Below are 26,422 nucleotides of genomic sequence, written 5' to 3' on the forward strand. Positions count from 1 at the left end.
GCTGATATGGCTCAGTTGGTAGAGCGCATCCTTGGTAAGGATGAGGTCCCCAGTTCGACTCTGGGTATCAGCACCATGAAAACGAAAGCCTCCCTGAAAAGGGAGGCTTTTTTGTTTTTACCATTCAGCTCATCGAGATCTGTCTGGCATCGAGATAGAAGCGGGCCTGCCCGGAAGCCTCTATCTGAATGGTTGCGACCAGCTGTTCGTTCCGTCTGTACTCCCACGGTTCGTCGATCACGGTCAATGGTGGCTTGTTGATGTCCAGCGTCTGCTGATACTCGTGAAACAAGCCTGCGCTGCCGATCTCGGTCAATCCTGCTCTCATCCCGGTCCACGCCCTTTATCGTTGCTCTCCTTCAATGATGTCAGTCTCATCTGCATTCTGTGTGAACGCTTTTCTATTAAATTGATCCGAGCTAAGTTGTGGATTGGCAAAGGCTATCAGCGTCTCTAAGGGGAAAGGTACATGTTGATAAAGAATGTGCGTCTGAGTGGCAGGGAGGGGCTGTGGCAGATCCTGTGTCAGGATGGTCTGATCAGGACCATAGCCCCCATGAGCCAGATCCTCCTCTCCACCCGGGAACTGGATGGGGAGGAGGGGATGGCGATGCCCCCCTTTATCGAGCCCCACATTCACCTCGATACTACCCAGACCGCCGGTGAGCCGAGCTGGAACCTCTCCGGTACCCTGTTCGAGGGGATAGAGCGCTGGGCCGAACGCAAGGCGCTGCTGACCCATGAGGATGTGAAGCGGCGGGCCATACAGACGCTGAAGTGGCAGATCGCCAACGGCATCCAGTTCGTTCGCACCCATGTGGATGTCTCCGACCCCAACCTGGTGGCTCTGAAAGCCATGCTGGAGGTGCGCGAGGAGATGAAACCCTGGGTCGAGCTGCAGATCGTCGCCTTCCCGCAGGAGGGGATCCTCTCCTATCCCAACGGCAAGGCCTTGCTGGAAGAGGCGCTCAAGCTGGGAGCCGACGTGATCGGCGCCATTCCCCATTTCGAGTTCACCCGGGAGTATGGGGTCGAAAGTCTGCATTACGTCTTCGATCTTGCCGAGAAGTATCAGGTTCTGGTGGATGTGCACTGCGACGAGATCGATGACGAGCAGTCCCGCTTTATCGAGACCCTGGCGACGCTCGCCTACGAGCGTGGTATTGGCCATCGCGTCACCGCCAGCCACACCACCGCCATGCACTCCTACAACGGGGCCTATGCCTCTCGCCTGTTCCGATTGCTCAAGATGGCGGACATCAACTTCGTCGCCAATCCGCTGGTGAACATTCACCTGCAGGGACGTTTCGATACCTACCCCAAGCGCCGTGGCATCACCCGGGTGAAGGAGATGCTGGAAGCGAACATCAACGTCTGCTTCGGCCACGACGATGTGTTCGATCCCTGGTATCCCATGGGAACGGCCAACATGTTGCAGGTGCTGCACATGGGGCTGCATGTCTGCCAGATCATGGGCTACGAGCAGATCAACGACAGCTTGAAGCTCATCAGCAGCCACAGTGCCCGCACCCTGAACGTGCAGGATCGCTATGGCGTCGAGGTGGGAAAACCGGCCAACCTGCTGATCCTGCCCGCCGAGAGCGGCTTCGATGCGGTGCGTCGTCAGGTGCCGGTGCGCTACTCCATCCGCCATGGCCGCGTGATTGCCGAGACCCGGCCAGCGCAGACCTCCCTGCATCTGGATCAGACAGAGCCGGTGGATTTTCGCCGATGAGGCGGCCAACCCCGCAGATTAATTGCCCCGCTATCCCCGCTTGCCGGCATTTTGCATAATGTCGGCCTGACACTTATGGAGCCTCCCTATGCAAACCTGGTTATTTGTCGCGGCCGGTGGTGCCATCGGCGCCTGCCTTCGTTTTGGTATCGCCGAGTTGATGGCGCTGCTGCTGGGACGCCACTTCCCCTACGGCACCCTGGTGGTCAACGTGGTGGGCTCCTTCATCATGGGCATCGCCTTTGCGCTGATCAGCCATGGCCATGTGGTGGAACACCCCATGAAGCCGCTGCTGATGGTGGGTATCCTCGGTGCCCTGACCACCTTCTCCTCTTTCGCCCTGGATACCGTGGTGCTGGCACAGCAAGGCGCCTATCTGAAGGCACTGCTCAACATAGGTCTCAATCTCTTCCTCTGTATGGCCATGGTGATGCTGGGAATGCAGTTGGTTGCCAGCCGGGTTTAAGGTGTCCGCAGGTCACCGGCTCTGGTAAACTGGCGGCCATTCTTTGCTCTATGGGTGTTTGAGGGATGTCGGAACAGACTAATACTACGCATTTTGGCTATAAAACCGTGGCGGCGACCGAGAAGGAAACTCTGGTGGCTGGCGTCTTCCATTCGGTGGCGGCCAAGTATGATCTGATGAACGATCTGATGTCATTCGGCATTCACCGCCTGTGGAAGCGCTTCACCATCGACTGTTCCGGTGTGCGCAAGGGTCAGAAGGTGCTGGATCTGGCCGGTGGCACCGGGGATCTGACCGCCAAGTTCTCCCGCATCGTCGGCGAGACGGGTCAGGTGGTGCTGGCGGACATCAACGACTCCATGCTCAAGGTGGGCCGCGACAAGCTGCGCAACCTGGGGGTGGCGAACAACGTCTCCTACGTGCAGGCCAATGCCGAGGCGCTGCCCTTCCCGGACAATCACTTCGACGTCATCACCATAGGCTTCGGCCTGCGCAACGTGACCGACAAGGACAAGGCGCTGGCCTCCATGTTCCGGGTGCTCAAGCCGGGTGGCCGTCTGCTGGTGCTGGAGTTCTCCAAGCCTTCGACCGAGGTGATCGCCAAGCTCTACGATCTCTACTCCTTCAAGCTGCTGCCGAAAATGGGCGAAATCGTCGCGAACGACGGGGAAAGCTACAAGTACCTGGCGGAATCCATTCGCATGCACCCGGATCAGCAGACCCTGGCGGGCATGATGGAGCAGGTTGGCTTCGAGCAGGTGGAGTTCTACAACCTGACTCAGGGTGTGGTTGCCCTGCACCGTGGTTACAAGTTTTAAGGTCGCCTATGCCGATGGATGCCATGGTCACCGCGGTGATCGAAACCAGCCTCAACCAGTTGCTGGAGCTCGACAAGCAGAGCCCGGCGCGGCTGCGCAAGCTCGTGGGCAAGGTGCTCAAGCTGGAGCTGCGTGAGCTCAAGCCGCTCTGGTTTGTCTTCTCCGAGCGTCGACTTGACGTGCTGGCCCGCTATGAAGGGGAGCCCGACGCCGTGCTGAGCCTGTCGCTGACGGCGATCGGCCTGCTGAGGGATCCTTCCGCCCTGACTCGCTATATCCGCGAGGAAAAGCTGGACTTGAGCGGCGATCCCCAGCTGGTGCAGGCCTTCAGCGCCCTGCTGGGGGAGCTGGACATCGACTGGGAGGAGGAGCTGTCGCGCTATACCGGCGACGTGCTGGCTCATACCCTGTGTGGCGGCGCCCGTCAGGCCCGTCGCGTGGTGGGCCGCGAGTTGTGCCGCTCCCAGCGCCAGCTGGCCGAGTACCTCACCGAGGAGGCCCGCCTCGCCCCCGGCCCGCTGGAAGTGGCGAGCTTCAACGACGACGTCGAGCTGCTGGCACAGCACATGAAGGCGGTCGAGTTGCGGCTCGCCCGCCTCGAGCAGCAGGTGAGCTGATGACCCCCAAGGAGTTCAAGCGCCTCTATCGTATCGTCAGCATCCTGCTGGAGCAGGGCATCGACGAGCTGGTTCCCGCCCGCTATCAACCCTGGCCCGGACGCCTGGTGCGCCGCAGCCTGTTCTGGCTCAAGAACAAACAGCCGGAGCTGTGCCGGGGCGCCCGTATTCGCCTCGCCTTCGAGGCCCTGGGCCCCATCTTCATCAAGTTCGGCCAGATGCTGTCGACCCGCCGGGATCTGCTGCCGCCGGACATCGCCGAAGAGCTGGCTCTGCTGCAGGACAGGGTGCCCCCCTTCTGCGGGCAGGAGGCCAGGCGCCAGATAGAGGCGAGCCTGGGTTGCCCCATCGAGACGCTGTTCGATGACTTCGACGAGACGCCGCTGGCATCCGCCTCCATTGCCCAGGTCCATACCGCCCGCTTGAAGGAGAATGGCCGGGAGATCGTCATCAAGGTGATCCGTCCCGACATAGAGCCCGTCATCGAGGCCGATCTGCGGCTGATGCAGGCGCTGGCCCGTCTGGTGGCCCGTTTCGTGCCCCAGAGCGCACGACTGCGCCCTGTCGAGGTGGTGGAGGAGTACCGCAAGACCATACTCGACGAGCTGAACCTGATGCGCGAAGCCGCCAACGCCATCCAGCTGAGGCGCAACTTCACCGGCTCGGAGGCGCTCTATGTGCCCGAGGTCTACACGGATCACTGCCGCGAGCAGGTGCTGGTGATGGAGCGCATCTACGGCATTCCCGTCTCCGACATCGCCGCGCTGGAGGCCAACGGCACCAACATGAAGCTGCTGGCGGAGCGCGGGGTCGAGGTCTTCTTCACCCAGGTGTTCCGTGACAGCTTCTTCCACGCGGACATGCACCCGGGCAACATCTTCGTCTCCTACGAGCATCCGGAGAATCCGCTCTGGATCGGCATCGACTGCGGCATAGTCGGCACCCTGAACCGGGAAGACAAGCGCTACCTGGCGGAGAACTTCCTCGCCTTCTTCAACCGTGACTATCAGCGGGTGGCGCAGCTGCACGTGGAGTCCGGCTGGGTACCGCCCGACACCAAGGTGGACGAGTTCGAGTTCGCCATCCGCACCGTGCTGGAGCCCATCTTCGAGAAGCCGCTCTCCGAAATTTCGTTCGGCCACGTGCTGCTCAACCTGTTTAACACCGCCCGTCGCTTCAACATGCAGGTGCAGCCCCAGCTGGTGTTGCTGCAGAAGACCCTGCTCTATGTGGAAGGGCTGGGGCGCCAGCTCTATCCCCAGCTGGACCTGTGGCAGACCGCCAAGCCCTACCTGGAAAGCTGGATGCACGAGCAGGTGGGCCCCAAGGCGGTGCTCAACGCGATCCGCGAGAAGGCCCCCTTCTGGGCGGAGAAGCTGCCGGAGCTGCCTGAGCTGGTCTACGAGACCCTGCGCCAGGCGCGGCATCAGCAGCACCACTTCGAGCAGATGTTTGCCGATTTTCGCCTGCACAGCCGCCGTCAGGGACAGGCCCGCTACCTCTTAGGGGTGGGAGCCAGCCTACTGTTGGTGGGTGTATTCTTGCTGACCCAGAAACAACATATTGAGTGGGGACAAATCAGTCTCGCCGGCGCCGGGTTATGCTGGCTGCTGGGCTGGTTGAAGACCCGCATTCATTAATTAAACTGCGCCATCAGGCGCCTATCCTGGAGAGAAAGTCATGGGTGGTATCAGTATTTGGCAATTGTTGATCATCGCAGTCATCGTCGTGCTGCTGTTCGGTACCAAGAAGCTGCGCGGTATCGGCGGTGATCTGGGTGCGGCCGTGAAGGGGTTCAAGAAGGCGCTGTCGGATGATCCGGCCGATGCCAAGCCCGAGCAGAAGGATGCGGAGTTCCCGGCCAAGCAGCTGAACGAGACGGCCAGCAGTGCCGAGACCGCCAAGCAGAAAGACAAAGATCAGGCCTAAGCCATGTTCGACATCGGTTTTTGGGAGCTGGTCGTCATCGGTGTCGTCGCCCTGGTGGTGCTGGGTCCCGAGCGGTTGCCGGTCGCCATCCGTACCGCCAGCCACTGGATCAGGCTGATCCGCAGTACCGCCAACTCGGTCAAGACAGAGCTGGAGCAGGAGCTGAAGTTGCAAGAGCTGCACAATGATCTGAAGAAGGCCGAGCAGTTGCAGATGAACAACCTGAGCCCAGAGCTGCAGGAGTCCATCGAGCAGTTGAAGGCGGCGGCCCAGTCGGTGAACCGTCCCTATCAGCCACAGCAGGAAGCGCAGAACGAGATCCGCCCGCCACGCTCCGAGCCGGTCGCCCAGGTTGAACCCGTCGTCCCGGTGGAGCCTGCCGTGCAGCTGACCGAGGTGCCGCCGGTCAACAGCCAGCGCGAGCCCGTCAGCGAGTCGGCCGGCAAGGGGGAGGTGAAGCCATGAGTCAGGCCGAACAACCCCTTATCAGCCACCTGGTGGAGCTGAGAACCCGCCTGCTGCGTTCCATCTCCGCCATCCTGCTGGCGTTTGTCGCGCTTATCTACTTCTCCAACGACATCTACGATTTCGTGGCCCGGCCGCTGCTCAGCCAGCTGCCTGAAGGAACCAGCATGATAGCGACGGATGTGGCGACTCCCTTCATCACGCCCATCAAGCTGACCCTGGTGGTCTCCTTCTTCGTGGCCATCCCCTATCTGCTCTATCAGGCCTGGGCCTTCATCGCCCCCGGCCTGTACCAGCACGAGCGGCGTCTCGTCATGCCGTTGGTGGCCTCCAGTGCCGTGCTCTTCTATGCCGGCATGGCGTTCGCCTACTACGTGGTGTTCCCCCTGGTGTTCGGCTTCTTCACCAGCACGGCCCCCGCCGGGGTGACGGTGGCGACCGACATTGCCAGCTATCTGGACTTCGTGCTGACCCTGTTCTTCGCGTTCGGGGTGGCGTTCGAGATACCTGTGGCCACCATATTGCTCTGCTGGACCGGGGTCACCACCCCCAAGAGTCTGAAGGAGAAGCGCCCCTACGTCATCGTCGGGGTCTTCGTGGTCGGCATGCTGCTGACCCCGCCCGATGTCTTCTCCCAGACCCTGCTGGCGATCCCCATGTGGGCCCTGTGGGAGATAGGTCTCTTCTTCGCCCGCTTCTATGTGAGGAAAGAGGACGAGGAAGAGCAGGAACAACCGGATGTGGAGAGCTGAGGCTCTGTTCGTCATCTGTTTGCCGGACGGCGAGAGGATGACGAAGTCCGCAGGAATAGCAGAACGAGGGGAGCTGAGGCTCCCTTCCTCTTTTCATGCATCCGTTCGAGGCGTATGGTGATGCCCCATCGAGTAGATGGTTTTCAAATACCTGATATGCATTCCTTTTGTTCGGAACCTCTGATCCCATGATCGACATTGGTCTCAACCTCACCAGCCCCCAGTTTGCCGGCGAACAGCCAGCACTGGTGGCCCGCGCCCGCGCCGCCGGGGTGGAGGCGCTGATCCTGACCGGTACCGATCTGGCCGGCAGCCACGAGAGTGCGGCACTGGCCGCCGAGTGGCCCGGTTACTGCTTCTCCACCGCCGGGGTACATCCCCACGATGCCAAGAGCGTGGATGAGCAGACCCTGCCCGCCTTACGCGCACTGGCGGCGCTGCCCCAGGTGGTGGCCATCGGCGAGTGCGGCCTCGACTACAACCGCGACTTCTCCCCCCGCCCGGTGCAGGATGCGGTGTTCGACACCCAGCTGGCGCTGGCCGCCGAGCTGGGGATGCCGGTGTTTCTCCACTGCCGCGATGCCCACACCCGCTTTGTCGAGATCCTGCGGCCCTGGTTGCCCAGATTGCCGGGGGCCGTGCTGCACTGCTTCACCGGCTCCGACGAGGAGCTGGACGAGTGCCTGGCGCTGGGGCTGCATATCGGGGTGACCGGCTGGTTGTGCGACGAGCGGCGCGGCCAGTTGCTGCGCGAGCAGGTGGCGCGCATTCCGGCCGGTCGGCTGATGATCGAGACCGATGCTCCCTATCTGGTGCCGCGGGATTTGAAACCGCGTCCGAAACGCAACGAACCCGCTTTTTTGCCGCACATCGCCCAGGTGGTGGCGGCCTGCCGTGGTGAAGCGCCCGAGGCCTTGCTGGCCCATACCCGGGCCACCTCCGCCGCATTTTTCCAACTTCCTCTTCTGGAGTGATTCATGGCCATAACTCTTCCGGGCGCCTTTCCGGGTCGCCGCCTGCGCCGGGTGCGCAAACATGATTTCAGCCGTCGTCTGGTGCGCGAGAACCAGCTGACCGTCAACGATCTCATCTATCCGGTGTTCGTGCTGGAGGGGGAGGGTCAGCGTGAGGCCGTCGCCTCCATGCCGGGGGTGGACAGGCTCTCCATCGATCTGTTGCTGGCGGAGGCCGAAGAGCTGGTGGCCCTCGGCGTGCCCGCTATCGCCCTGTTCCCGGTGACGCCGCTGGCGCAGAAGAGCCTGCTGGCGGAAGAGGCCTACAACCCGGACGGGCTGGCCCAGCGGGCGACCCGCGCCCTCAAGGCCCGCTTCCCGGAGCTGGGTGTCATCACTGATGTGGCGCTGGATCCCTTCACCACCCACGGTCAGGACGGCATCATCGATGACGAAGGCTATGTGCAAAACGACATCACCACCGGGATCCTGGTGAAGCAGGCGCTCTCTCATGCGCAGGCGGGGGCCGATATAGTGGCGCCGTCCGACATGATGGATGGCCGCATCGGAGCGATTCGCGCCGCGCTGGAGGAGAACGGCTTCGTCAACGTCCAGATCATGGCCTACTCCGCCAAGTACGCCTCCAGCTACTACGGCCCGTTCCGCGATGCGGTGGGCTCCGCCGCCAACCTCGGCAAGAGCAACAAGGCCAGCTACCAGATGGATCCGGCCAACGGCAACGAGGCCCTGCACGAGGTGGCGCTGGATATCGCCGAAGGGGCTGACAGCGTCATGGTCAAGCCGGGCATGCCCTACCTGGACGTCATCCGTCGGGTGAAGGATCAGTTCGGGGTGCCGACCTTCGCCTACCAGGTGAGCGGCGAGTACGCCATGCACATGGCGGCGATCCAGAACGGCTGGCTGAAAGAGAAGGAGTGCGTGCTGGAGTCCCTGCTCTGCTTCAAGCGGGCCGGTGCCGACGGCATCCTCACCTACTTCGCCAAGCGGGTCGCCCAGTGGTTGAAAGAGGACGCCCAACGCTGAGACGGGTAGCGTCGATGCCCTCACAATGCCGGCCCTTTGGCCGGCATTGTCGTCTCCGGATGCCGGATCGCTGCATTAATGAGCAGCTTTTGGCGAAATCTGGGCAGCAGACCCGGCTCTGGGCGGCAAAGGCTTGATAAATGGGGTTTCTGCCTACATCTTAGATGGTCCAAGCAAGCTTCTGGACGGCAGGGGCTGCAGAGCATTTAGAGGTACCGCAGATGACTAACCCTTTGCTGACGATGGACTCGCTGCCCCCCTTCAGCCAGATCCAGCCCGATCAGGTGCAGCCTGCCGTGACGCAGGCCATCGCCGATTGCAAACAGAAGATTGCCGATGTGCTGGCGCAGAAGGAGCCCCACACCTGGGACAGCCTGATCGCCCCGCTGGAAGAGGTCAATGACCGCCTGTCCCGGATCTGGTCGCCGGTCAGCCACCTCAACGCCGTACAGAACAGCGAGGCGCTGCGCGCGGCCCATGACGCCTGCCTGCCGCTGCTCTCCGAATTCCAGACCTATGTGGGCCAGCATGAAGGCCTCTATCAAGCCTATCTGGCCCTCTCCGAGAGCGACGACTTCCTCCTGCTGAGCGGCGCCCAGCGCAAGGAGATCCAGAATACCCTGCGCGACTTCCGCCTCTCCGGCATAGGTCTGCCCGCCGAGGCGCAGCAGCGCTATGGCGAGATCCAGTCTCGCCTCTCGGAGCTGGCCTCCCGCTTCAGCAACAACGTGCTGGATGCGACTCAGGGCTGGAGCAAGCTGGTGACCGACGAGGCCGAACTGGCCGGTCTGCCCGCGAGCGCGCAGGCGGCCGCCCGCCAGATGGCCGAGCTGAAGGGCAAGGAAGGTTGGCTGTTCACCCTGGATATCCCCTCCTATCTGCCGGTGATGATGTATGCGGACAACCGTGCCCTGCGGGCCGAGCTGTATGAGGCCTTCACCACCCGCGCCTCCGACCAGGGCCCCAACGCCGGCAAGTGGGACAACTCCGCCATCATGAGCGAGCTGCTCACCCTGCGCCGCGAGCTGGCCCAGCTGCTGGGCTTTGCCAACTACGCCGAGCTCTCCCTCGCCACCAAGATGGCGGACAAGCCCGAGCAGGTGGTGAGCTTCCTCACCGATCTGGCGGCCAAGTCCCTGCCCCAAGGCAAGGCCGAGCTGGAGGAGATCCGCACCTTCGCCGCCGAGCAGCACGGCCAGAGCGAGCTGGCGGCCTGGGATCTCGCCTACTACGCCGAGAAGCTCAAGCAGCACAAGTTCTCCATCTCCGACGAGCAGCTGCGCCCCTACTTCCCCGCCAGCAAGGTGGTGAAGGGGCTGTTCGAGGTGGTGAAGCGGGTGTTCGGCATGAAGGTGCGCGAGCGTCTCGGCATCGACACCTGGCACCCGGACGTGCGCTTCTACGACATCTTCGATGCCGAGGACGAGCTGCGCGGCAGCTTCTACCTCGACCTCTATGCCCGGGAACACAAGCAGGGCGGCGCCTGGATGGATGTCTGCCTGGGCCGTCGCTACCGTCAGGATGGCTCGCTGCAAAAGCCGGTGGCCTACCTGACCTGCAACTTCAACGGCCCGGTGGATGGCAAGCCGGCCCTGTTCACCCACAACGAAGTGGTCACCCTGTTCCACGAGTTCGGCCACGGCATTCACCACATGCTGACCCGGATCGACGTGGCCGGCGTGGCCGGCATCAATGGCGTGGCCTGGGATGCGGTGGAGCTGCCGAGCCAGTTCCTGGAGAACTGGTGCTGGGAGTCCGAGGCGCTGGCCTTCATCTCCGGCCATCATGAAACCGGCGAGCCGCTGCCCGCCGATCTGCTGGAGAAGATGCTGACCGCCCGCAACTTCCAGGCGGCGATGCAGATGCTGCGTCAGCTGGAGTTCGCCCTGTTCGACTTCCGTCTGCACCAGGAGTTTGACCCGGCCAATCCGGATCAGATCCCGGCCCTGCTGGCGGAGGTGCGCAGCCAGGTGGCCGTGATGACGCCGCCGGCGTTCAACCGCTTCCAGCACAGCTTCTCCCACATCTTCGCCGGGGGTTATGCTGCGGGCTACTACAGCTACAAGTGGGCCGAGGTGCTCTCCGCCGATGCCTTCTCCCGTTTCGAGGAGGAGGGGATCTTCAACCCGGCCACCGGCCAATCCTTCCTGAAGCACATTCTGGAGAAGGGGGGATCCAAGGAGCCGATGGAGCTGTTCCGTGCCTTCCGCGGTCGCGAGCCCAAGGTGGATGCCCTGCTGCGTCACAGCGGGATAGCCGCCTGAGGCCCGGCGCCTTCGCCGGCGTGAGCTTCAAGCAGGTACAGATTTGCGACATAGTGGGATCACAACGTGATTTTTGAGAGAAAAAGGGACCTTTTGGTCCCTTTTTTCAAGGCTTTTTAATATCTTGCGGAGTGCATGTTTGCACTGGCCCCGCCTCTTCAGTAGAGTCGGGTTCTACCTTCCAAGGAGAGAAAGAACCTTGCCATGAGGCGAGCACTCGAGTCTGTCTATCAAATCATCTCCAGCCTGTCTCATTCGAGTGGTCAGGGATATTTTGATACCTTTGTGAGTGAAATCGCCAACGCGGTCGGGGCTGACTTCGTCCTGGTTTCAGGCAAGGATCAGGCCGGGCTCTTCTTCACCGTGCATGCCGCCTATCCTGCCTCTCTCGACATCAATTCCTACAGCTTCCCCCTCGCGGACACTCCGGGCGAGATCGCCATGCAGCAGGGAGAAGCCTGGTTCAGCGATCGTACCCGGGAGCTGTTTCCCCATGCGGCCGTGCTGGAGCGTTGCCAGGTCAGGGCCTATGCCGGCGTCGCACTGAAGAGTGCCGAGGGCGAGACCCTGGGGCTGTGCAGCGTCATGTTCAAGCGGGCCACTCCCAGAATGGACAAGATCATGGGGCTGCTGCGACTGCTGGCGCCGCTCGCCGGCCGTGAACTGGCCCTGATGTATCAGCAGCAGCGTCAGTCGCCCCCAACCCAGCCGGAATGCCCCGACTTCCTGGACACCATGATGTCCCATGCGCCGGTCGGCATCGGCAAGCTCGATCTGAACGGCACCATCCTCTGGGTCAACCCAGCCATCGAGAAGATGCTGGGCTACAGCCAGCAGGAGCTGCTGCGGCTCACCGTCGCCGAGCTCAGCCACCCAGACGACTGGCTGACCAGCATCCCGCTCTACGACGCCCTCAAGCGGGGAGAGCGCCCCGCCTTTACCCAGGAGAAGCGCTACCTGCACCGGGACGGCTCTGTGCTGTGGGGCCGGGTGACAGTGACCCTGATCCGCAACGAGCAGATGCATCCCGACTACCTCATGGTGGTGCTGGAGAACATAGACCCCATGAAGCGCCATGCGGAGCAGCTCAAGCTCTCCCACCGGGTCTATGACAACCTCTCCGAGGCCATCCTGGTGTGCGATGCCGACAGTCGCATCATCTCGGTGAACCCGGCGTTCGAGAAGATCACCGGCTACAGCGAGGAGGAGGCCCGCGGTCAGCGTCCCAGCCTGCTCAAGTCCGGGCTGCACGATCAGACCTTCTACGCCGACATGTATCACGCCCTGGAGCGGGTGGGGATCTGGCGCGGCGAGGTGTGGAACAAGCGCAAGAACGGCAAGCTCTATCCCCAGCAGCTGATGATCAGCGCCCTGCGGGAAGGGGGCAGGATCAGCCAGTACATCGCCATCTTCAGCGATCTCTCCCAGACCAAGCTGGCGGAGCAGAAGATTGCCGCCCAGGCCAACTACGACAACCTCACCGGGCTGCCGAACCGCTGGCTGTTCGGCCGCTGCCTCGCCCGCTTCTGCGAGCGGGGGGAGCGCTTCGCGCTGATGGTGCTGGATCTCAACAACTTCAAGGCGGTCAACAACAGCATGGATCACCATGTGGGTGATGCCCTGCTGCGAGAGGTGTCGGATCGGCTGGTGAGCCGGGTGCGCACCGAGGATCTGGTGGCCCGCATTGGTGGCGACGAGTTTGCCTTCCTGGTGCCCGGCATCGTCAATCGCCGCCAGGCCGAGGTGTTTGCCAAGCAGGTGATAGGCGGCTTCGCCCGACCCTTCATGCTGGCCAATCAGCACCTCTATGTAACCGCGACCCTCGGCATCACCCTCTGCCCCAACGACGGCGGTGACAGCGACGAGCTGCTGCGCAATGCGGAGCAGGCGCTGTTCGTCGCCAAGCGGCAGGGACGCTCCCTCGGTACCTACAGCGCCTCCATGCGGGAAGAGGTGAGCCAGCGCCACCAGATGCAGCAGGATCTGGCGGAGGCCATCAAGCTGGCGCAGCTGACCATGGCCTATCAGCCCATCTGGGACAATCGCAGCGGCCGGGTCGCCAAGCTGGAAGCCCTGGTGCGCTGGTATCACCCCCACTGGGGTCAGGTCTCGCCGGCAGACTTCATCCCGCTGGCGGAAGAGGCGGGGCTCATCCAGGGGCTGGGTGCCCTGGTGCTCTGGCAGTCGTGCCGGGATCTGGCGAGGCTGCAGAAGTCCGGTTTCCCGGAGTTGCAGATGTCCATCAACCGCTCCACCCTGGAGTTCCAGACAATCGATCCCGAGGCAAACGAGTGGCTCAGGGTGATCCGCCACTTCGACCTGGACCCGGCGGACATCATCATAGAGATCACCGAGTCCCTGCTGATGGAGAGCAGCGATCAGCACAGGGTGCGGATCGATGCCCTGCGCGAGGCGGGCTGCAAGCTGGCTATCGACGACTTCGGCACCGGCTACTCGGCCCTCAACTACCTGCGCACCTTCCCGGTGGATCTGGTCAAGATAGACAGATCCTTCGTGCGCCACATCCCCTTCAACGAGCAGGACAGGCTGCTGCTGGACGGCATCATCAACATAGTGCACAACCTCGGCATGCAGGTGGTGATCGAGGGGGTGGAGACCCGGGAGCAGCTCAACTTCCTGTGCCAGAAGGGCTGTGCCTTCACCCAGGGCTATCTGCTCAGCCGCCCGCTGCCCTATGACGATCTGGTGGAATACCTGATCCTCAATCGCCAGGGGATGAACCTGGCCAACCTGACCACAGTGAGCTGATCCCCCGCTTCTGCTATCATGCCCGCTTCCGTGCCGCCATGAGTCTTCGTTATGCCCCATATCCAGGTTTTCAGTGAAGTGCCCGCCCGCGACGGCGAGCTGGACGCCCTGCGACTGCGTCTGGCCGAGGTGGAGTTTCCCGCCCCCTTTGCGCTGGTGCTGACTGACACCAGGCTGGAGCTGCGTAAGCTGGATGAGCCCAAGCTGGGTGCCGTCTATGTGGACTTCGTGGAAGGGGCCGTTGCCCACAGGCGCAAGTTCGGTGGCGGCCGCGGCCAGTCCATCGCCAAGGCGGTGGGGCTGAAGTCCGGGGCCATGCCGACCGTGGTGGATGCCACCGCCGGGCTCGGCCGCGACGCCTTCGTGCTCGCCTCCCTCGGCTGCAAGGTGACCCTGATAGAGCGCAGCCCCGTGGTGGCGGCCCTGTTGCAGGACGGCCTGGCGCGGGCGGCGCAGGATCCCGAGATAGGCTCCTGGGTCAGCGAGCGCATGCATCTCCTGCAGGGGCCTGCGGTGGACAACCTGCTGGCGTTGCCGGAACGGCCAGAGGTGATCTACCTGGATCCCATGTTCCCCCACAAGCAGAAGTCGGCGCTGGTGAAAAAAGAGATGCGGGTGTTCCAGTCGCTGGTGGGGCCGGATCTCGATGCGGATGCCCTGCTGCCGGCGGCGTTGCAGATGGCACAGAAGCGGGTGGTGGTGAAGCGTCCGGACTACGCGGGCTGGCTCAACGAGCACAAACCGAGCATGGCCATAGAGACCAAGAGCAACCGCTTCGACGTCTATGTGATGGCGGCGCTGGCGGGTTAACTGCCGGTGTGAGTCGCGGATGCAAAAAAGGAGGGCCAACCTGTGTTGGCCCTCCTTTTTGCCTTGAGGTCAGCTGGCGGGGGCGAAGCGGATATGCCGCGCTTCCCCCTGCCAGACGAGATCCAGGGTCGCCAGGTCGGCGAGGCTGAGACGCTCGCCGCTCTCCAGCAGCAGATACTCGACGCCGTCGCTGGCCTCTATGGTGCGGATCCTGTCATCCCATCGGCGACCGTCGCGGCTGGCGAGGGTCACCGGCAGTTGCCAGCGGGCGGCTATCTCGAGCCAGTCGTAGAGGTCACAGCTGATGGGTTGGTAATCCGGCATGATCGACTCCCAGACTGGCTGGTGATGAGGTCAGGCTTCCTGCACCCGGGTGGGCCAGCCCATCTTCTGCTGGCGCTCCACCTCGAGCCGCAGCTCGCTGGCGCGCAGGTAGTGTTCGTCCATCCACCCCTTGGGCAGGGTCAGGGTCAGCGACTCCTCCTCGGCCTGCAGGGTGAAGCTGGGCACTGTGCCCTGGGTACGGCGCATGCAGAGGATCAGCGCGATGCGCAGGATGCGGGCCAGCCGGATCGCCTGGCGACCGGTGACGGCGCCCTGCTTCTCCAGAGTGTCCAGCTTGAATTCGTCCCGCTGGTTGAACAGCAGGGCCGACAACAGCTTCTTCTGCGCCGGGGTGAAGCCCGGCATGTCGATGTTGTCGATGATGTAGGCGGCGTGTTGCGGCGCCTTCTTGTACTCGATGCAGAGGCCGATCTCGTGCAGCAGGGCGGCATAACGCAAGATCGGGCGACCGTAACGCTTGGAGAGTCGCCAGGCCGGTTGCAGCTGGTTGAACGCCTCGACGGCGGTGTCGCGCACTCGCTCGGCGTGTTCCTTGTCCAGCTGATAGCGGCTGATCAGGCTGTCGGCGGTTCTGTCCCGGGCATCACAGTCGTGATTGTTGCCGAGCAGACCGTAGATCAGGCCCTCCCGCAGGGCGCCACCCGCCAGCGTCATGCTCTCTATGTTCAGGGTCTCGAAGATGGCGATCAGGATGGCGAGGCCGGAGGGGAACACGGTCAGCCGCTCGGCGGCCAGCCCTTCCAGCTGCAGCCGATCCAGCCTGCCACAGGCGATGGCCTGACCCATCAGCTCCTGCAGCTTGGGCAGGGTGACCCGTTCGCTCTTCCCTTGCGCCAGCATGATCTCCTGCAGCGCCTGGACAGTGCCGGAGGCGCCGACACAGGTGCGCCAGCCGAGGGCGCGGTAATCTTCCGCCACCTTCTCCAGCACCGTCCTGGCGGCGGCAATGGCCTGCTGGAAACGGGCCTCGGAGAGCTCGCCGTCACCGAAGTGGTTGTTGAGCCAGGTGACACAGCCCATGTGCAGGCTGTTGAGCAGCTTGGCCTCACTGTGTTCGCCTATCACCAGCTCGGTGCTGGCGCCGCCGATGTCGATCACCAGCCGGTTGCCTTCCCCGGCGGAGGTCCAGGAGACCCCTTCATAGATGGTCTTGGCCTCTTCCTCGCCCGAGATGATCTCGATGCTGTGGTTGAGCACCCGTTCCGCTTCGCTCAGGAACTCGTCGACGTTGGTGGCGAGGCGCAGGGTGGCGGTACCCACCACCCGGATGTTGTCGGACGGAATGTCCTGCAACTGCTCGGAGAACAGGCGCAGGCAGTCCCAGCCCCGCTCCATGGCGGCACGGTTGAGGCGAAACTCAGGGTCGAGACCGGCGGCGAGGCGAACCTTGCGCTTGACCTTGGTGACGGTGCGCAGGGCACCGGCGACCTCGCGCACCACCAGCATGTGAAAGCTGTTGGAGCCGAGGTCGATGGCGGCATAGAGCGGCGAGTTGTGCAACTGGGCCCGTCCCTCAGTTCTTGCGTGGCGGACGGCGGCGGTTGTTGCTGTTGCCACCACCCTGGCGATCCCGCATGTTGCGGTTCACCGGCTGACGGTTGCGGAACACCCGTTTCGGGGGGGTCACGTCATCCAGCAGGGAATCGCGATCGTACTTGCTGACCGGGATGGGGTGATGGATGTACTCCTCGATGGCCGGCAGGTTGAAGGCATAGTCTTCACAGGCCAGGCTGATGGAGTGACCGCTCTTGCCGGCACGACCGGTACGACCGATACGGTGGACATAGTCTTCGGCGTCGTCGGGCAGGTCGTAGTTGAAGACGTGGGTCACGTCCGGGATGTGCAGACCACGGGCGGCCACGTCGGTGGCGACCAGGATGTCCAGGGTGCCCTTGGTGAAGTCTTCTAGGATCTTCATCCGCTTCTTCTGCGGCACGTCACCGGTCAGCAGGCCGACGCGGTGGCCGTCGTTCTCCAGCCACGCATGCACGTCTTCGCAGACATGCTTGGTGTTGGCGAAGACGATGGCTTTTTCCGGCCACTCCTCTTCCATCAGGGAGAGCAGCAGCAGCATCTTGTCTTCGTTGGAGGGGTAGAACAGCTCCTCCTTGATCCGCACGCCGGTCATCTGTTCCGGCTCGATCTGCACGTGTTCCGGGTGGTTCATGTGCTCGTAGGCCAGCTCCTGCACCCGCAGGGAGAGGGTGGCGGAGAACAGCATGCTCAGACGCTCGGTGGCGGGCGGCATGCGGCGGAACAGGAAGCGGATGTCCTTGATGAAGCCGAGATCGAACATGCGATCCGCTTCGTCCAGCACCACCACCTGGATGTTGCCGAGATCGATGACCTTGGACTTGAAGTAGTCGATGATGCGGCCGGTGGTACCGATCAGGATGTCGACACCCTGTTCCAGCACGGCCAGCTGCTTGTCATAGCCTTCGCCACCATAGGCGAGACCGAGCTTGAGCCCGGTGGAGGCAGACATGCCTTCTGCATCGTTGTAGATCTGGACCGCCAGCTCCCGGGTCGGGGCCATGATGATGGCGCGGGGCTGATTGACGAGGCGCGGCCTGGTCAGCGGATGGGTCAATAGATAGTTGAAGGTCGCGGCCAGGAAGGCAAGGGTCTTGCCGGTCCCCGTCTGGGCCTGACCGGCGAGGTCATGGCCTTCTACCAGCAGCGGCAGAGACAGTGCCTGGATGGGCGTACAATAGTGAAATCCCTTTGATTCCAGACCAGCCAGAACTTCGGGTTCGAGGCCCATTTGGGCGAATTTTTCGGTCGTTAGATGTGTTTTGCTCATGGCGGTAGGTTATCAGGTTAGGCTTGCAATAATAAACAGGATCATTTCAAATAGGGCAACTATTGCCTTTGTTGAACCATCAATAAAGCCTTAATTACTGACTGGAGTTGGAGATGAGTGACAAGATTGTTCAGCTGAGCGATGCCAGCTTCGAGGCCGATGTAATCAAAGCCGACAGCCCCGTTCTGGTCGATTTCTGGGCTGAATGGTGCGGTCCGTGCAAGATGATTGCCCCGATCCTGAACGAAGTCGCCCAAGAATATGCCGGTCGCGTGACAGTGGCGAAATTGAACATCGACCATAACGCCGACACTCCGCCCAAGTATGGCATTCGCGGTATCCCGACCCTCTTGCTGTTCAAGAATGGCGAAGTGGCAGCGACCAAGGTCGGCGCCCTGTCCAAGACTCAGCTGAAAGAGTTCCTGGACGGTAACCTGTAATAATCAAGAAGGAGCGCATTGCAATAATGCGCTCCTTGTGTTTTATCACCTAGACGCTCATCCCGATTGGTGCTAGTTTATCGCTCGTTTGCTAACCTTTTTGCCTGACTCTTTGCTTAACAGCAGCCTGGCAAGTCAAATCCGATCAGCATCAATCCAGCAGACTGTCTCCTCATTTCAATCCTTGCTTACAGACTTTCACCACTATGAATCTGACTGAATTAAAGAACACTCCTGTGTCCGAGCTGGTACAGCTTGGCGAATCCATGGGGTTGGAAAATCTGGCTCGGGCGCACAAGAAAGACATCATCTTCGCGATCCTCAAGGCGCACGCCAAGGGTGGCGAGGATATCTTTGGCGACGGTGTGCTGGAAATCCTGACCGACGGCTTTGGCTTCCTGCGCAGCGCAGACGGCTCCTATCTGGCAGGCCCGGATGACATCTATGTCTCCCCGAGCCAGATCCGCCGCTTCAACCTGCGTACCGGTGATACCATCTCCGGCAAGATCCGGCCGCCGAAAGAGGGTGAACGCTACTTCGCCCTGCTCAAGGTCAACGACGTCAACTACGACCGTCCTGAAAACTCCCGCAACAAGATCCTGTTCGAAAACCTGACCCCCCTGCACGCCAACGAGCGTCTGCGCATGGAGCGTGGCAACGGCTCTACCGAAGACATCACCGCCCGCGTGCTGGATCTGGCGTCCCCCATCGGTAAAGGTCAGCGTGGCCTGATCGTCGCACCGCCCAAGGCCGGTAAGACCATGCTGCTGCAGAACATCGCCCAGAGCATCGCCTACAACCACCCGGACTGCGAACTGATCGTTCTGCTGATCGACGAGCGTCCGGAAGAAGTGACCGAGATGCAGCGCATGGTGAAGGGTGAAGTGATCGCTTCCACCTTCGACGAGCCTGCCTCCCGTCACGTCCAGGTTGCCGAGATGGTGATCGAGAAGGCCAAGCGCCTGGTCGAGCACAAGAAGGACGTGGTGATCCTGCTGGACTCCATCACCCGTCTGGCCCGTGCCTACAACACCGTCATCCCGTCATCGGGCAAGGTGCTGACCGGTGGTGTGGATGCCAACGCCCTGCATCGTCCGAAGCGCTTCTTCGGTGCGGCCCGTAACGTCGAGGAAGGCGGCAGCCTGACCATCATCGCCACCGCGCTGATCGATACCGGCTCCAAGATGGATGAAGTCATCTACGAAGAGTTCAAGGGTACCGGCAACATGGAACTGCACCTCTCGCGCAAGATTGCCGAGAAGCGCGTCTACCCGGCCATCGACATCACCCGCTCCGGCACCCGCAAGGAAGAGCTGCTGACCGCGCCGGACGAGCTGCAGAAGATGTGGATACTGCGCAAGATCATTCACCCCATGGGCGAGATCGACAGCATCGAGTTCCTCATCGACAAGCTGGCAGCCACCAAGACCAACGACGAATTCTTCGACTCCATGAAGCGTCAGCAGAAATAACTGCATCTTGGAATGACAGAACCGCGGCCCAGGTCGCGGTTTTTGTTTATCTATTTCATGGCTGGCTTAGTAGTATGTAGCCTCGATGTCACAAGGAAAGGGACGTCATGAAGCTGGTATTTCTCATTGGACTCTGCTGGATGCTGGCTGCCCCTGTGCATGCCGATACCCCGCCGCAGCTGCAGGCACCTCTGGTGGCGGACGAGGGGTTGGAGGGGCACCGGGCGTACCTGGATAGCCGCATGGCATTGGAGCAGTTTGATGCCATGGACTCGCTGCTCGAGACCCTGTCGGTAGGGCAGCGGGAGTACTTGCTGCATCAGTTGCTGAGCGGGCTCAAGTCATCGGCCGCCCCCAGCCCCGCCCTGCTGGCCTGGGTACGGGAGCAGGCCGCCAAGGCGCCGCAATGGCTGGTGGAGGGGGAGGTGGACGGTTTCCTGGTGCAGCTGCCCGCCTATGATTTTGCCGCCGAGGCCCGGCTGGTGCTCAACCACTGGCAGCAACTGGCCTGGCAGGACAACTACCGCCAACTGCTGGAGCAGAACAGCTTCGACTACAAGCAGCTCTACTACAGCCGCAACCCTGAGCTGGCCCGGCAGCAACAGGCGCTGCTGGCCGTGCTCGATGACCAGCCCGCCCCAGTGCTGCGACGCGAGGCCGACCGGCTCGCCTCCCTCAATCTCTTCCTGCCTGACAACCAGTTGCTGCTGCACCTCATCGAACGGACGGGCGACACAGCGCTCTACCTGAAGCTGTGGCGCCAGCCTGTGGATCACGACAGCCTGGCGGCCCTGCATTCCATTTCCCGCTTCCATACCGGTCAGGAGGCGAGCGATCTGCTGATTGCCGCCAGCCGCAACGGGCGGTTGATGATCCCCGCCCTGCAGCAGCTCAGCCAGCTCTCGCCGCTGCCGGACGGTGCCCAGCAGTATCTGCTGGCGGAGCTCGGCAAGCACCAGTATGGCGGCCTGGTGGCCGGTCTCTTGCTGCAGATGGACGAGCCCAGGCTGCTGGGCCAGCTGGCGGACAGGCTCACCCGGCAGGAGCGGCGTCACGCCTCGTCCATCATGCTGCCCGATACGGGTACACCGGATGCGCGGCCAGGGTTATAATGCGGAACCTCCTGACCCCGCTAGGGTACCTGCATGAAATACAAGGACTTGCGTGATTTCATCGCGCAGCTGGAACAAACCGGACAGCTCAAGCGCATCAGCCGCGAGATAGACCCCTATCTGGAGATGACCGAGATCAGCGACCGCACCCTGCGTGCGGGCGGCCCGGCCCTGCTGTTCGAGAATCCCAAAGGCTATTCCATGCCGGTGCTGACCAACCTGTTCGGCACCCCGGATCGGGTCGCCATGGGCATGGGCCAGCCCAACGTCGGTGCCCTGCGCCAGGTCGGGGTCTGGCTCTCCTACCTGAAAGAGCCAGAGCCGCCCCGCGGCCTCAGGGAGCTGATGGAGAAGCTGCCCATCTTCAAGCAGGTGCTCAACATGCCGACCAAGCGGCTCTCCTCCGCCCCCTGCCAGCAGGTGGTGCTGGAGGGGGATGCGGTGGATCTGGACCAGATCCCCATCCAGCACTGCTGGCCCGGCGATGTGGCGCCCCTGGTGACCTGGGGGCTGACCATCACCCGTGGCCCCTACAAGAAGCGCCAGAACCTCGGCATCTACCGCCAGCAGAAGATCGGCAAGAACAAGCTCATCATGCGCTGGCTGGATCACCGCGGCGGCGCCATCGATTTTCGCGAGTGGCAGGAGGCCCACCCGGGTGAGCGTTTCCCGGTGGCGGTGGCGCTCGGTGCCGATCCTGCGACCATACTCGGCGCTGTGACGCCGGTGCCGGACAGTCTCTCCGAGTACGCTTTCGCCGGCCTGCTGCGGGGCAGCCGCACCGAGGTGGTGAAGGCCCTGAGCTGCGAGCTGGAAGTGCCCGCCAGCGCCGAAATCGTGCTGGAAGGCTATCTGGAGCCGGGGGAGATGGCGCCCGAGGGCCCCTATGGGGATCACACCGGCTACTACAACGAGGTGGACGAGTTCCCGGTGTTCACCATCACCCACATGACCATGCGCCGTGATGCCATCTATCACAGCACCTACACCGGCCGTCCGCCCGATGAGCCTGCCGTGCTCGGGGTGGCGCTCAACGAGGTGTTCGTGCCGCTGCTGCAGAAGCAGTTCCCCGAAATCGTGGACTTCTACCTGCCGCCGGAAGGCTGCTCCTACCGGATGGCGGTGGTGACCATCAAGAAGCGTTATCCCGGCCATGCCAAGCGGGTGATGCTGGGAGTCTGGTCCTTCCTGCGCCAGTTCATGTACACCAAGTTCGTGATCGTCTGCGACGACGACATCAACGCCCGGGACTGGAAGGACGTGATCTGGGCCATCACCACCCGGATGGACCCGGCGCGGGACACCACCCTGATCGAGCACACCCCCATCGACTACCTCGACTTCGCCTCGCCGGTCTCGGGGCTCGGCTCCAAGATGGGGCTGGATGCCACCAACAAGTGGCCGGGGGAGAGCAACCGGGAGTGGGGTCAGCCCATAGTCCAGGACGAGGCGGTGAAGCAGAAGATCGACGGGATCTGGGACGAGTTGAAGATCCTCGACTGAGCGACCCACCCGGGCTGGCGGCCATACCGACGCAAAAGTGCGGTATTGCCGTGCCGAATTGGGTATGCTCGACTGACTTGACCACCAACTGGTCGCCATAAAAACAGTGAAACCATGAGCGAAGCGGGCCGGGCAGGCCCCTCACAAGGACAAGAATGCAACGTATCAAGTGCCGCGTAGAGGAACTGCGCGAATATGTCGACACCATCTGGCACGTGGCCCTGACGCCGCAGCAAGCGGTGAGCTTCAAGCCTGGCCAGTATCTGCTGGTGGTGATGAGCGATTCGGACAAGCGCCCCTTCTCCATCGCCAACTCGCCGACCCGCTCCGGTGTGCTGGAGCTGCAGATCGGTGCCACCCCGGAAAACGCCTACGCCGGTCAGGTGCTGGCCCGCATGCGCGAGCAGGGGGAGATCGAGATCGAGCTGGCGGCGGGCAAGGCCTTCCTGCGCGACGAATCACCGCGCCCCCTGATCCTGATGGCGGGCGGTACCGGCTTCTCCTACGCCCGCGCCATCCTAGAGTATCTGATCGATACCGGCAGCAAGCGCCCGGTGTTCCTCTACTGGGGCGTGCGCCAGGCGCACTGGCTCTATGAGCAGGGGCAGATGCAGCAGTGGGAGCGCGACTATGCGCCGCTCACCTTCATCCCCGTGGTGCAGGAGCCACAAGCGGACTGGACCGGCAAGACCGGCCTGGTGCACAAGGCCATCATGGATGACTTCGTCAGCCTGCATGACTACGACATCTATGTGGCCGGTCGCTTCGAGATGGCGGGTGCCGCCCGCGAGGAGTTCAAGGTGCTGGGTGCCGAGCCCGAGCGCATCTTCGGCGACGCCTACGAATTTATCTGATCACCGCCTTCCCGAGGAACGCCGATCCGCTCCCTGCTCCCCTCGCGAGAGAAGGCGGGATGAGGGGGTGAGCAACTTGGTTCGCCAGCCCGCATCGGCCCATCCCCCTCGGGCATCAGAAACAACAAACCCCAGCCTGGCTGGGGTTTGTCTTATGTGCCGACGGGACGTCGCGCCGGATTACTCGCCCTTGGCGGCGAGCTGCTGTTCCAGCTGGGCCAGCTTGGCCTCGAGGGCGGTCAGCTTCTCCCGGGTGCGCAGCAGCACCTTGGTCTGCACGTCAAACTCTTCGCGGCTCACCAGATCCAGCTTGTTCAGCTGGGCCTGCAGCACCTGACGGGTCTTCTTCTCCACCTCTTCACCCATGCTGCGAATGCCGGGCGGCAGGGCGTTGTGTATCTGTTTGGCGATCTCTTCCAGTTTTTTCGGGTCGATCATGGGGTTCTCCTTAAGCAATGGCGCCATTCTACCGACAAATCCCCCCCTTTGCCGAGATCGGGGTGGCTTTTTGCGCCACTGGCGCTGAAAGGCTCTGGTCGGGTCTGGTGATAAGGGGAAGGCTGCTACCCTCTTTCGCCGGGGATCAATTCCAATTCCTTGATGTTGTACACAAAAAAATCAGATCAGATGACCGACCAGAGGCTTATTAATTGTTGCGTTGCTGTTAATATGACTCGGTCGGGTTTGGACCCTACCCCGTCAGGCTCATCATGGATAACAACATAAAAGAGATAAGGATATGAAAAAGAAGCTAATTTACGCGGCCGTCGTCAGTGCGCTGCTGAGCGGTTGTGGTGGCAGTGACGACAACAAAGGCGATACCTCAAGCTATCTCGATTATCTGCTGAGCGGCACCAATGCGGCGCGCCCCAGCGCCCTGGCCGCCCGTGCCAGTGACGGCACCCTGAAGTTCTCGACCGAAACGGCCGATCTCTCCAATCCAGTCTCCGCCCTCTCCACCCTGGATGGCTGGTCCACTACCCAGGCGATCCAGATAGTGCCCGTGACGGCCTCAGGCATCACGGTCAAGGCGCCGTCCGCCGCCGAATTCGGTGCCTCGGTGGCTCCGCTCTACCTGCTGGAGCTGGAGTTCGACAGCGCAGCCCTGCGCCCGAGTGGCGTGAAGAAGGTGCTGGCCTACGGGGTGGACTTCGTGGTCGCCGAGTCGGCGGGCAAGCTGAACCTGGTGCCGCTCAAGCCGCTCAATCCGGCTTCCTACTACATGATAGTGGCGACCGATTCGCTCAAGGACAGCAGCGGCAACCCCCTGCGACCGGGTAGCGACTACAGCAACTACAAGACCAGCACCGGCAGCAATGCCCAGGAGCAGACCATCAGCGGCCTGATCGCGCTGCAGGAAGGGCTGTTCAAGGCTGCCACCGGCATCACCAGCGACCACGTGATCTTCTCCGACTGGTTCGGTACCCAGTCCGGGGCCGACGTGCTGGTGGCGGTGAAGGGTGCGGCCGCTTCCGTACTCAAGAGCCCGACCCTGGACGCTGCCGCCCTGTGGAAGCAGGATGCCCTGGGCAACACCAGCCTGCCCGGTACCTACACCTTGGGGGTGACGGCAAACGCCGCCTTCCTGACCCAGCTGGAAGCCGAGCCCTTCCTGCCCCAGGAGCAGAAGGATGCCATTGCCGCCGCCTTTGGCCCAGGCACCCCGCTCAACGGCCTGGCGCAGGCAGCCAAGGTTTATAGCGGCACCGTCAAGCTGCCCTACTTCCTCTCCTCTCCGGCCACCGCCGGCTCCTGGGACAAGGCCAGGACCCAGTCCTGGCACGGCGCCATCCCCAGCCTCTATGCTATCGCCAATGCCCTGAAGGCACAGGATGCCGAGGTGATCGGCGGCCTGGTGGGCGCCGGTGTGGATCCGGCCCTGCTGGGCGAGCTCATCGCCGACCCGAGCCGTCAGGCCGAGCTGCTGGCGGAGGCGAGCAAGCTGATCGGGGTGACCCTCACCTCCGGCGGCCAGCCGCTGGATCCCGAGATGAACATAGGCCGCTTCAACCCGCTGCCGGCGCTGGAAGAGGTGCAGTCCGTGCCGATGCGGATCTTCGCCGCCGCGCCGCTGACAGCCATCACCGATGTGATCATCTATCAGCACGGCGTCACCTCGGTGAAGGAGAACGCCTACGCCCTGGCCCTTGGCCAGATCGGCGCCGGTGCCCAAGCAAAGAAGAACGTGGCCGTGGTGGTGATCGATCATCCGCTGCACGGTGAGCGCGGCTTCGCCCTGACCGGCAGCATGGACTCGGTCACCACGGATAAGAACCCGACCCCCTACCTGAACCTGAGCTACCTGACGGTGGCCCGCGACAACCTGAAACAGAGCGTGACGGATCTGCTGGGCCTGCGTCTGGCGGTCGGTCTGGCCAATGCCAAGGGCTTTTCCTCCAATGGCCAGCCTTCCAAATTAGGAGGTGCCGGTCTCAAGGTGCATTTCCTGGGTCACTCCCTGGGCGCCATCGCGGGGGCCAACCTGCTGGCGGTGGCCAACCAGTCCGTTGGCAACCCGACGGCGGATGCCCTGTTCAAGTTCGACACCGGCGGCCTGGCCATGCCGGGTGGCGGCATAGCGCCGCTGCTGCTGAACTCGCCGACCTTCGGCCCGACGATCCAGATGAGCGTGCTGACCGCTGGCAGTGCGGCCCTGAAGGCGGCCTTCACCGCCTATGCGCCTAACTGCAAGACGGCGGTGCCGACCTGCTTCGTCAACGAGTTCCTGCCGAGCCAGGACGCCGCCACCCAGGCCACCGCGGCCGGTACCCTGCAGAGCTACAGCTTCGCTGCCCAGTCGGTGCTGGACTCGGCTGATCCGATCAACCTGGGTCGCGGCATAGCGGCGGACTTCCCGCTGTTTGCCACTGAAGTCGTCGGCGACGGCGCCCTGAGCCTGTCGGATCGGGTGATCCCGAACAGCATTGCCACCGCCCCTCTGGGTGGCACCGAGCCGCTGTTCAAGGTACTGGCCCTGCAACCCCTGAGCGCGACCGGCGCGGCCAACCACCACGCTACCCGCTTCGTGGCCGGTGGTCACAGCTCGCTGCTGGCACCGGACGAGAACTTCGATCCGACCGGCGCCGTCACCACAGAGATGCAGACCCAGTTCGGCAGCTTCTTCGCGAGCGGTGGCACCGCGGTCAAGGTGACCGACGCCAGCCTGCTCAAGCAGTAAGCCGGCCGACCAATAACAACGCCGCCCCTGGGGGCGGCGTTTTCGTTTCTGCGACTCGGGTCGGGCCGGCCATCTGGCTGGCGGCTGCCGAGC

General features: G+C 62.7%; 23 protein-coding genes, 1 tRNA gene and 1 pseudogene. 20 read left to right on the plus strand and 5 right to left on the minus strand.

The window, feature by feature from the left end; genetic code table 11:
* A tRNA-Thr gene (locus HB860_RS20090) sits at positions 1–76 on the plus strand.
* 48 nt (positions 77–124) lie between these two features.
* Here HB860_RS20090 and HB860_RS20095 read toward each other — a convergent pair.
* A pseudogene (locus HB860_RS20095) lies at positions 125–378 on the minus strand (hypothetical protein).
* A gap of 91 nt (positions 379–469) precedes the next feature.
* Here HB860_RS20095 and HB860_RS20100 point away from each other — a divergent pair.
* The 13 genes from HB860_RS20100 to HB860_RS20160 all read left to right on the plus strand — a co-directional run bounded on the left by HB860_RS20100 (position 470) and on the right by HB860_RS20160 (position 14,622).
* Positions 470–1,735: a cytosine deaminase gene (locus HB860_RS20100; RefSeq protein WP_247627727.1), complete on the plus strand. Its 1,266-nt coding sequence runs from the start codon at positions 470–472 to the stop codon at positions 1,733–1,735.
* Positions 1,736–1,823: 88 nt separating this feature from the next.
* Positions 1,824–2,201, plus strand: coding sequence for a fluoride efflux transporter CrcB (gene crcB, locus HB860_RS20105; protein ID WP_139438501.1), 378 nt, complete (start codon positions 1,824–1,826; stop codon positions 2,199–2,201).
* A 65-nt stretch (positions 2,202–2,266) separates the two neighbouring features.
* Positions 2,267–3,019, plus strand: a complete 753-nt coding sequence (ubiE, locus tag HB860_RS20110; protein ID WP_139438504.1) for a bifunctional demethylmenaquinone methyltransferase/2-methoxy-6-polyprenyl-1,4-benzoquinol methylase UbiE — start codon at positions 2,267–2,269, stop codon at positions 3,017–3,019.
* Positions 3,020–3,027: 8 nt separating this feature from the next.
* Entirely contained in the window at positions 3,028–3,636 is a 609-nt protein-coding gene (locus HB860_RS20115) for a ubiquinone biosynthesis accessory factor UbiJ (RefSeq protein ID WP_247627728.1), read from the plus strand.
* Complete coding sequence (gene ubiB, locus HB860_RS20120; protein ID WP_139438510.1) at positions 3,636–5,276, plus strand: ubiquinone biosynthesis regulatory protein kinase UbiB; 1,641 nt, start codon at positions 3,636–3,638, stop codon at positions 5,274–5,276. The genes HB860_RS20115 and ubiB overlap by 1 nt, the downstream gene beginning before the upstream one ends.
* Before the next feature lie 40 nt (positions 5,277–5,316).
* Positions 5,317–5,565, plus strand: a complete 249-nt coding sequence (gene tatA, locus HB860_RS20125; protein WP_025328841.1) for a Sec-independent protein translocase subunit TatA — start codon at positions 5,317–5,319, stop codon at positions 5,563–5,565.
* Between the two features lie 3 nt (positions 5,566–5,568).
* Positions 5,569–6,030, plus strand: coding sequence for a Sec-independent protein translocase protein TatB (tatB, locus tag HB860_RS20130; RefSeq protein WP_247627729.1), 462 nt, complete (start codon positions 5,569–5,571; stop codon positions 6,028–6,030).
* Positions 6,027–6,782 (plus strand): twin-arginine translocase subunit TatC, encoded by a 756-nt coding sequence (gene tatC / locus HB860_RS20135; protein WP_247627730.1) that lies wholly within the window; start codon positions 6,027–6,029, stop codon positions 6,780–6,782. Before tatB ends, tatC begins: the two co-directional genes overlap by 4 nt.
* A 188-nt stretch (positions 6,783–6,970) precedes the next feature.
* Complete coding sequence (locus HB860_RS20140) at positions 6,971–7,756, plus strand: TatD family hydrolase (RefSeq protein ID WP_247627731.1); 786 nt, start codon at positions 6,971–6,973, stop codon at positions 7,754–7,756.
* Between the two features lie 3 nt (positions 7,757–7,759).
* Positions 7,760–8,779 (plus strand): porphobilinogen synthase, encoded by a 1,020-nt coding sequence (hemB, locus tag HB860_RS20145; protein WP_247627732.1) that lies wholly within the window; start codon positions 7,760–7,762, stop codon positions 8,777–8,779.
* A gap of 221 nt (positions 8,780–9,000) precedes the next feature.
* Positions 9,001–11,043, plus strand: a complete 2,043-nt coding sequence (gene prlC / locus HB860_RS20150; RefSeq protein WP_247627733.1) for an oligopeptidase A — start codon at positions 9,001–9,003, stop codon at positions 11,041–11,043.
* A 204-nt stretch (positions 11,044–11,247) separates the two neighbouring features.
* Entirely contained in the window at positions 11,248–13,812 is a 2,565-nt protein-coding gene (locus tag HB860_RS20155; RefSeq protein WP_247627734.1) for a sensor domain-containing phosphodiesterase, read from the plus strand.
* A gap of 51 nt (positions 13,813–13,863) precedes the next feature.
* Entirely contained in the window at positions 13,864–14,622 is a 759-nt protein-coding gene (locus tag HB860_RS20160) for a class I SAM-dependent methyltransferase (protein ID WP_282101277.1), read from the plus strand.
* 69 nt (positions 14,623–14,691) lie between these two features.
* Here HB860_RS20160 and HB860_RS20165 read toward each other — a convergent pair whose 3' ends face one another.
* From HB860_RS20165 to rhlB, 3 genes are read right to left on the minus strand one after another with little or no spacing between them, the layout of a single operon-like run.
* On the minus strand, positions 14,692–14,946 hold the full coding sequence (locus HB860_RS20165) for a Rho-binding antiterminator (RefSeq protein WP_247627735.1): 255 nt from the start codon (positions 14,944–14,946) through the stop codon (positions 14,692–14,694).
* 30 nt (positions 14,947–14,976) lie between these two features.
* Positions 14,977–16,467, minus strand: a complete 1,491-nt coding sequence (gppA, locus tag HB860_RS20170; RefSeq protein WP_247627766.1) for a guanosine-5'-triphosphate,3'-diphosphate diphosphatase — start codon at positions 16,465–16,467, stop codon at positions 14,977–14,979.
* Between the two features lie 13 nt (positions 16,468–16,480).
* Positions 16,481–17,770 carry an ATP-dependent RNA helicase RhlB gene (gene rhlB, locus HB860_RS20175; protein WP_025328830.1) on the minus strand — a complete coding sequence of 430 codons (1,290 nt, stop codon included), beginning with the start codon at positions 17,768–17,770 and terminating at the stop codon, positions 16,481–16,483.
* Between the two features lie 113 nt (positions 17,771–17,883).
* Here rhlB and trxA point away from each other — a divergent pair, with 113 nt between their 5' ends.
* The 5 genes from trxA (at position 17,884) to fre (ending at position 23,151) form a co-directional block, all read left to right on the plus strand.
* The gene (trxA, locus tag HB860_RS20180) at positions 17,884–18,210 is read left to right on the plus strand and encodes a thioredoxin TrxA (protein WP_025328829.1); all 327 of its coding nucleotides are present in this window, start codon (positions 17,884–17,886) and stop codon (positions 18,208–18,210) included.
* Positions 18,211–18,416: 206 nt separating this feature from the next.
* Positions 18,417–19,682, plus strand: a complete 1,266-nt coding sequence (gene rho, locus HB860_RS20185) for a transcription termination factor Rho (RefSeq protein WP_010672370.1) — start codon at positions 18,417–18,419, stop codon at positions 19,680–19,682.
* Positions 19,683–19,789: 107 nt separating this feature from the next.
* Positions 19,790–20,794 (plus strand): hypothetical protein, encoded by a 1,005-nt coding sequence (locus tag HB860_RS20190; protein ID WP_247627736.1) that lies wholly within the window; start codon positions 19,790–19,792, stop codon positions 20,792–20,794.
* Positions 20,795–20,827: 33 nt separating this feature from the next.
* On the plus strand, positions 20,828–22,297 hold the full coding sequence (ubiD, locus tag HB860_RS20195; RefSeq protein ID WP_247627737.1) for a 4-hydroxy-3-polyprenylbenzoate decarboxylase: 1,470 nt from the start codon (positions 20,828–20,830) through the stop codon (positions 22,295–22,297).
* Between the two features lie 155 nt (positions 22,298–22,452).
* Positions 22,453–23,151: an NAD(P)H-flavin reductase gene (fre, locus tag HB860_RS20200; RefSeq protein WP_042648685.1), complete on the plus strand. Its 699-nt coding sequence runs from the start codon at positions 22,453–22,455 to the stop codon at positions 23,149–23,151.
* 180 nt (positions 23,152–23,331) lie between these two features.
* On the opposite strand, the gene ubiK is transcribed toward fre, so the two are convergent.
* Entirely contained in the window at positions 23,332–23,589 is a 258-nt protein-coding gene (ubiK, locus tag HB860_RS20205) for a ubiquinone biosynthesis accessory factor UbiK (RefSeq protein WP_010672374.1), read from the minus strand.
* Between the two features lie 301 nt (positions 23,590–23,890).
* On the opposite strand from ubiK, the gene HB860_RS20210 reads away from it, so the two are divergent.
* Positions 23,891–26,329: a VolA/Pla-1 family phospholipase gene (locus HB860_RS20210; protein ID WP_247627738.1), complete on the plus strand. Its 2,439-nt coding sequence runs from the start codon at positions 23,891–23,893 to the stop codon at positions 26,327–26,329.
* Positions 26,330–26,422 lie beyond the last annotated feature (93 nt).

It is taken from the genome of Aeromonas genomosp. paramedia, from assembly GCF_023093515.1.
Lineage (GTDB): Bacteria > Pseudomonadota > Gammaproteobacteria > Enterobacterales > Aeromonadaceae > Aeromonas.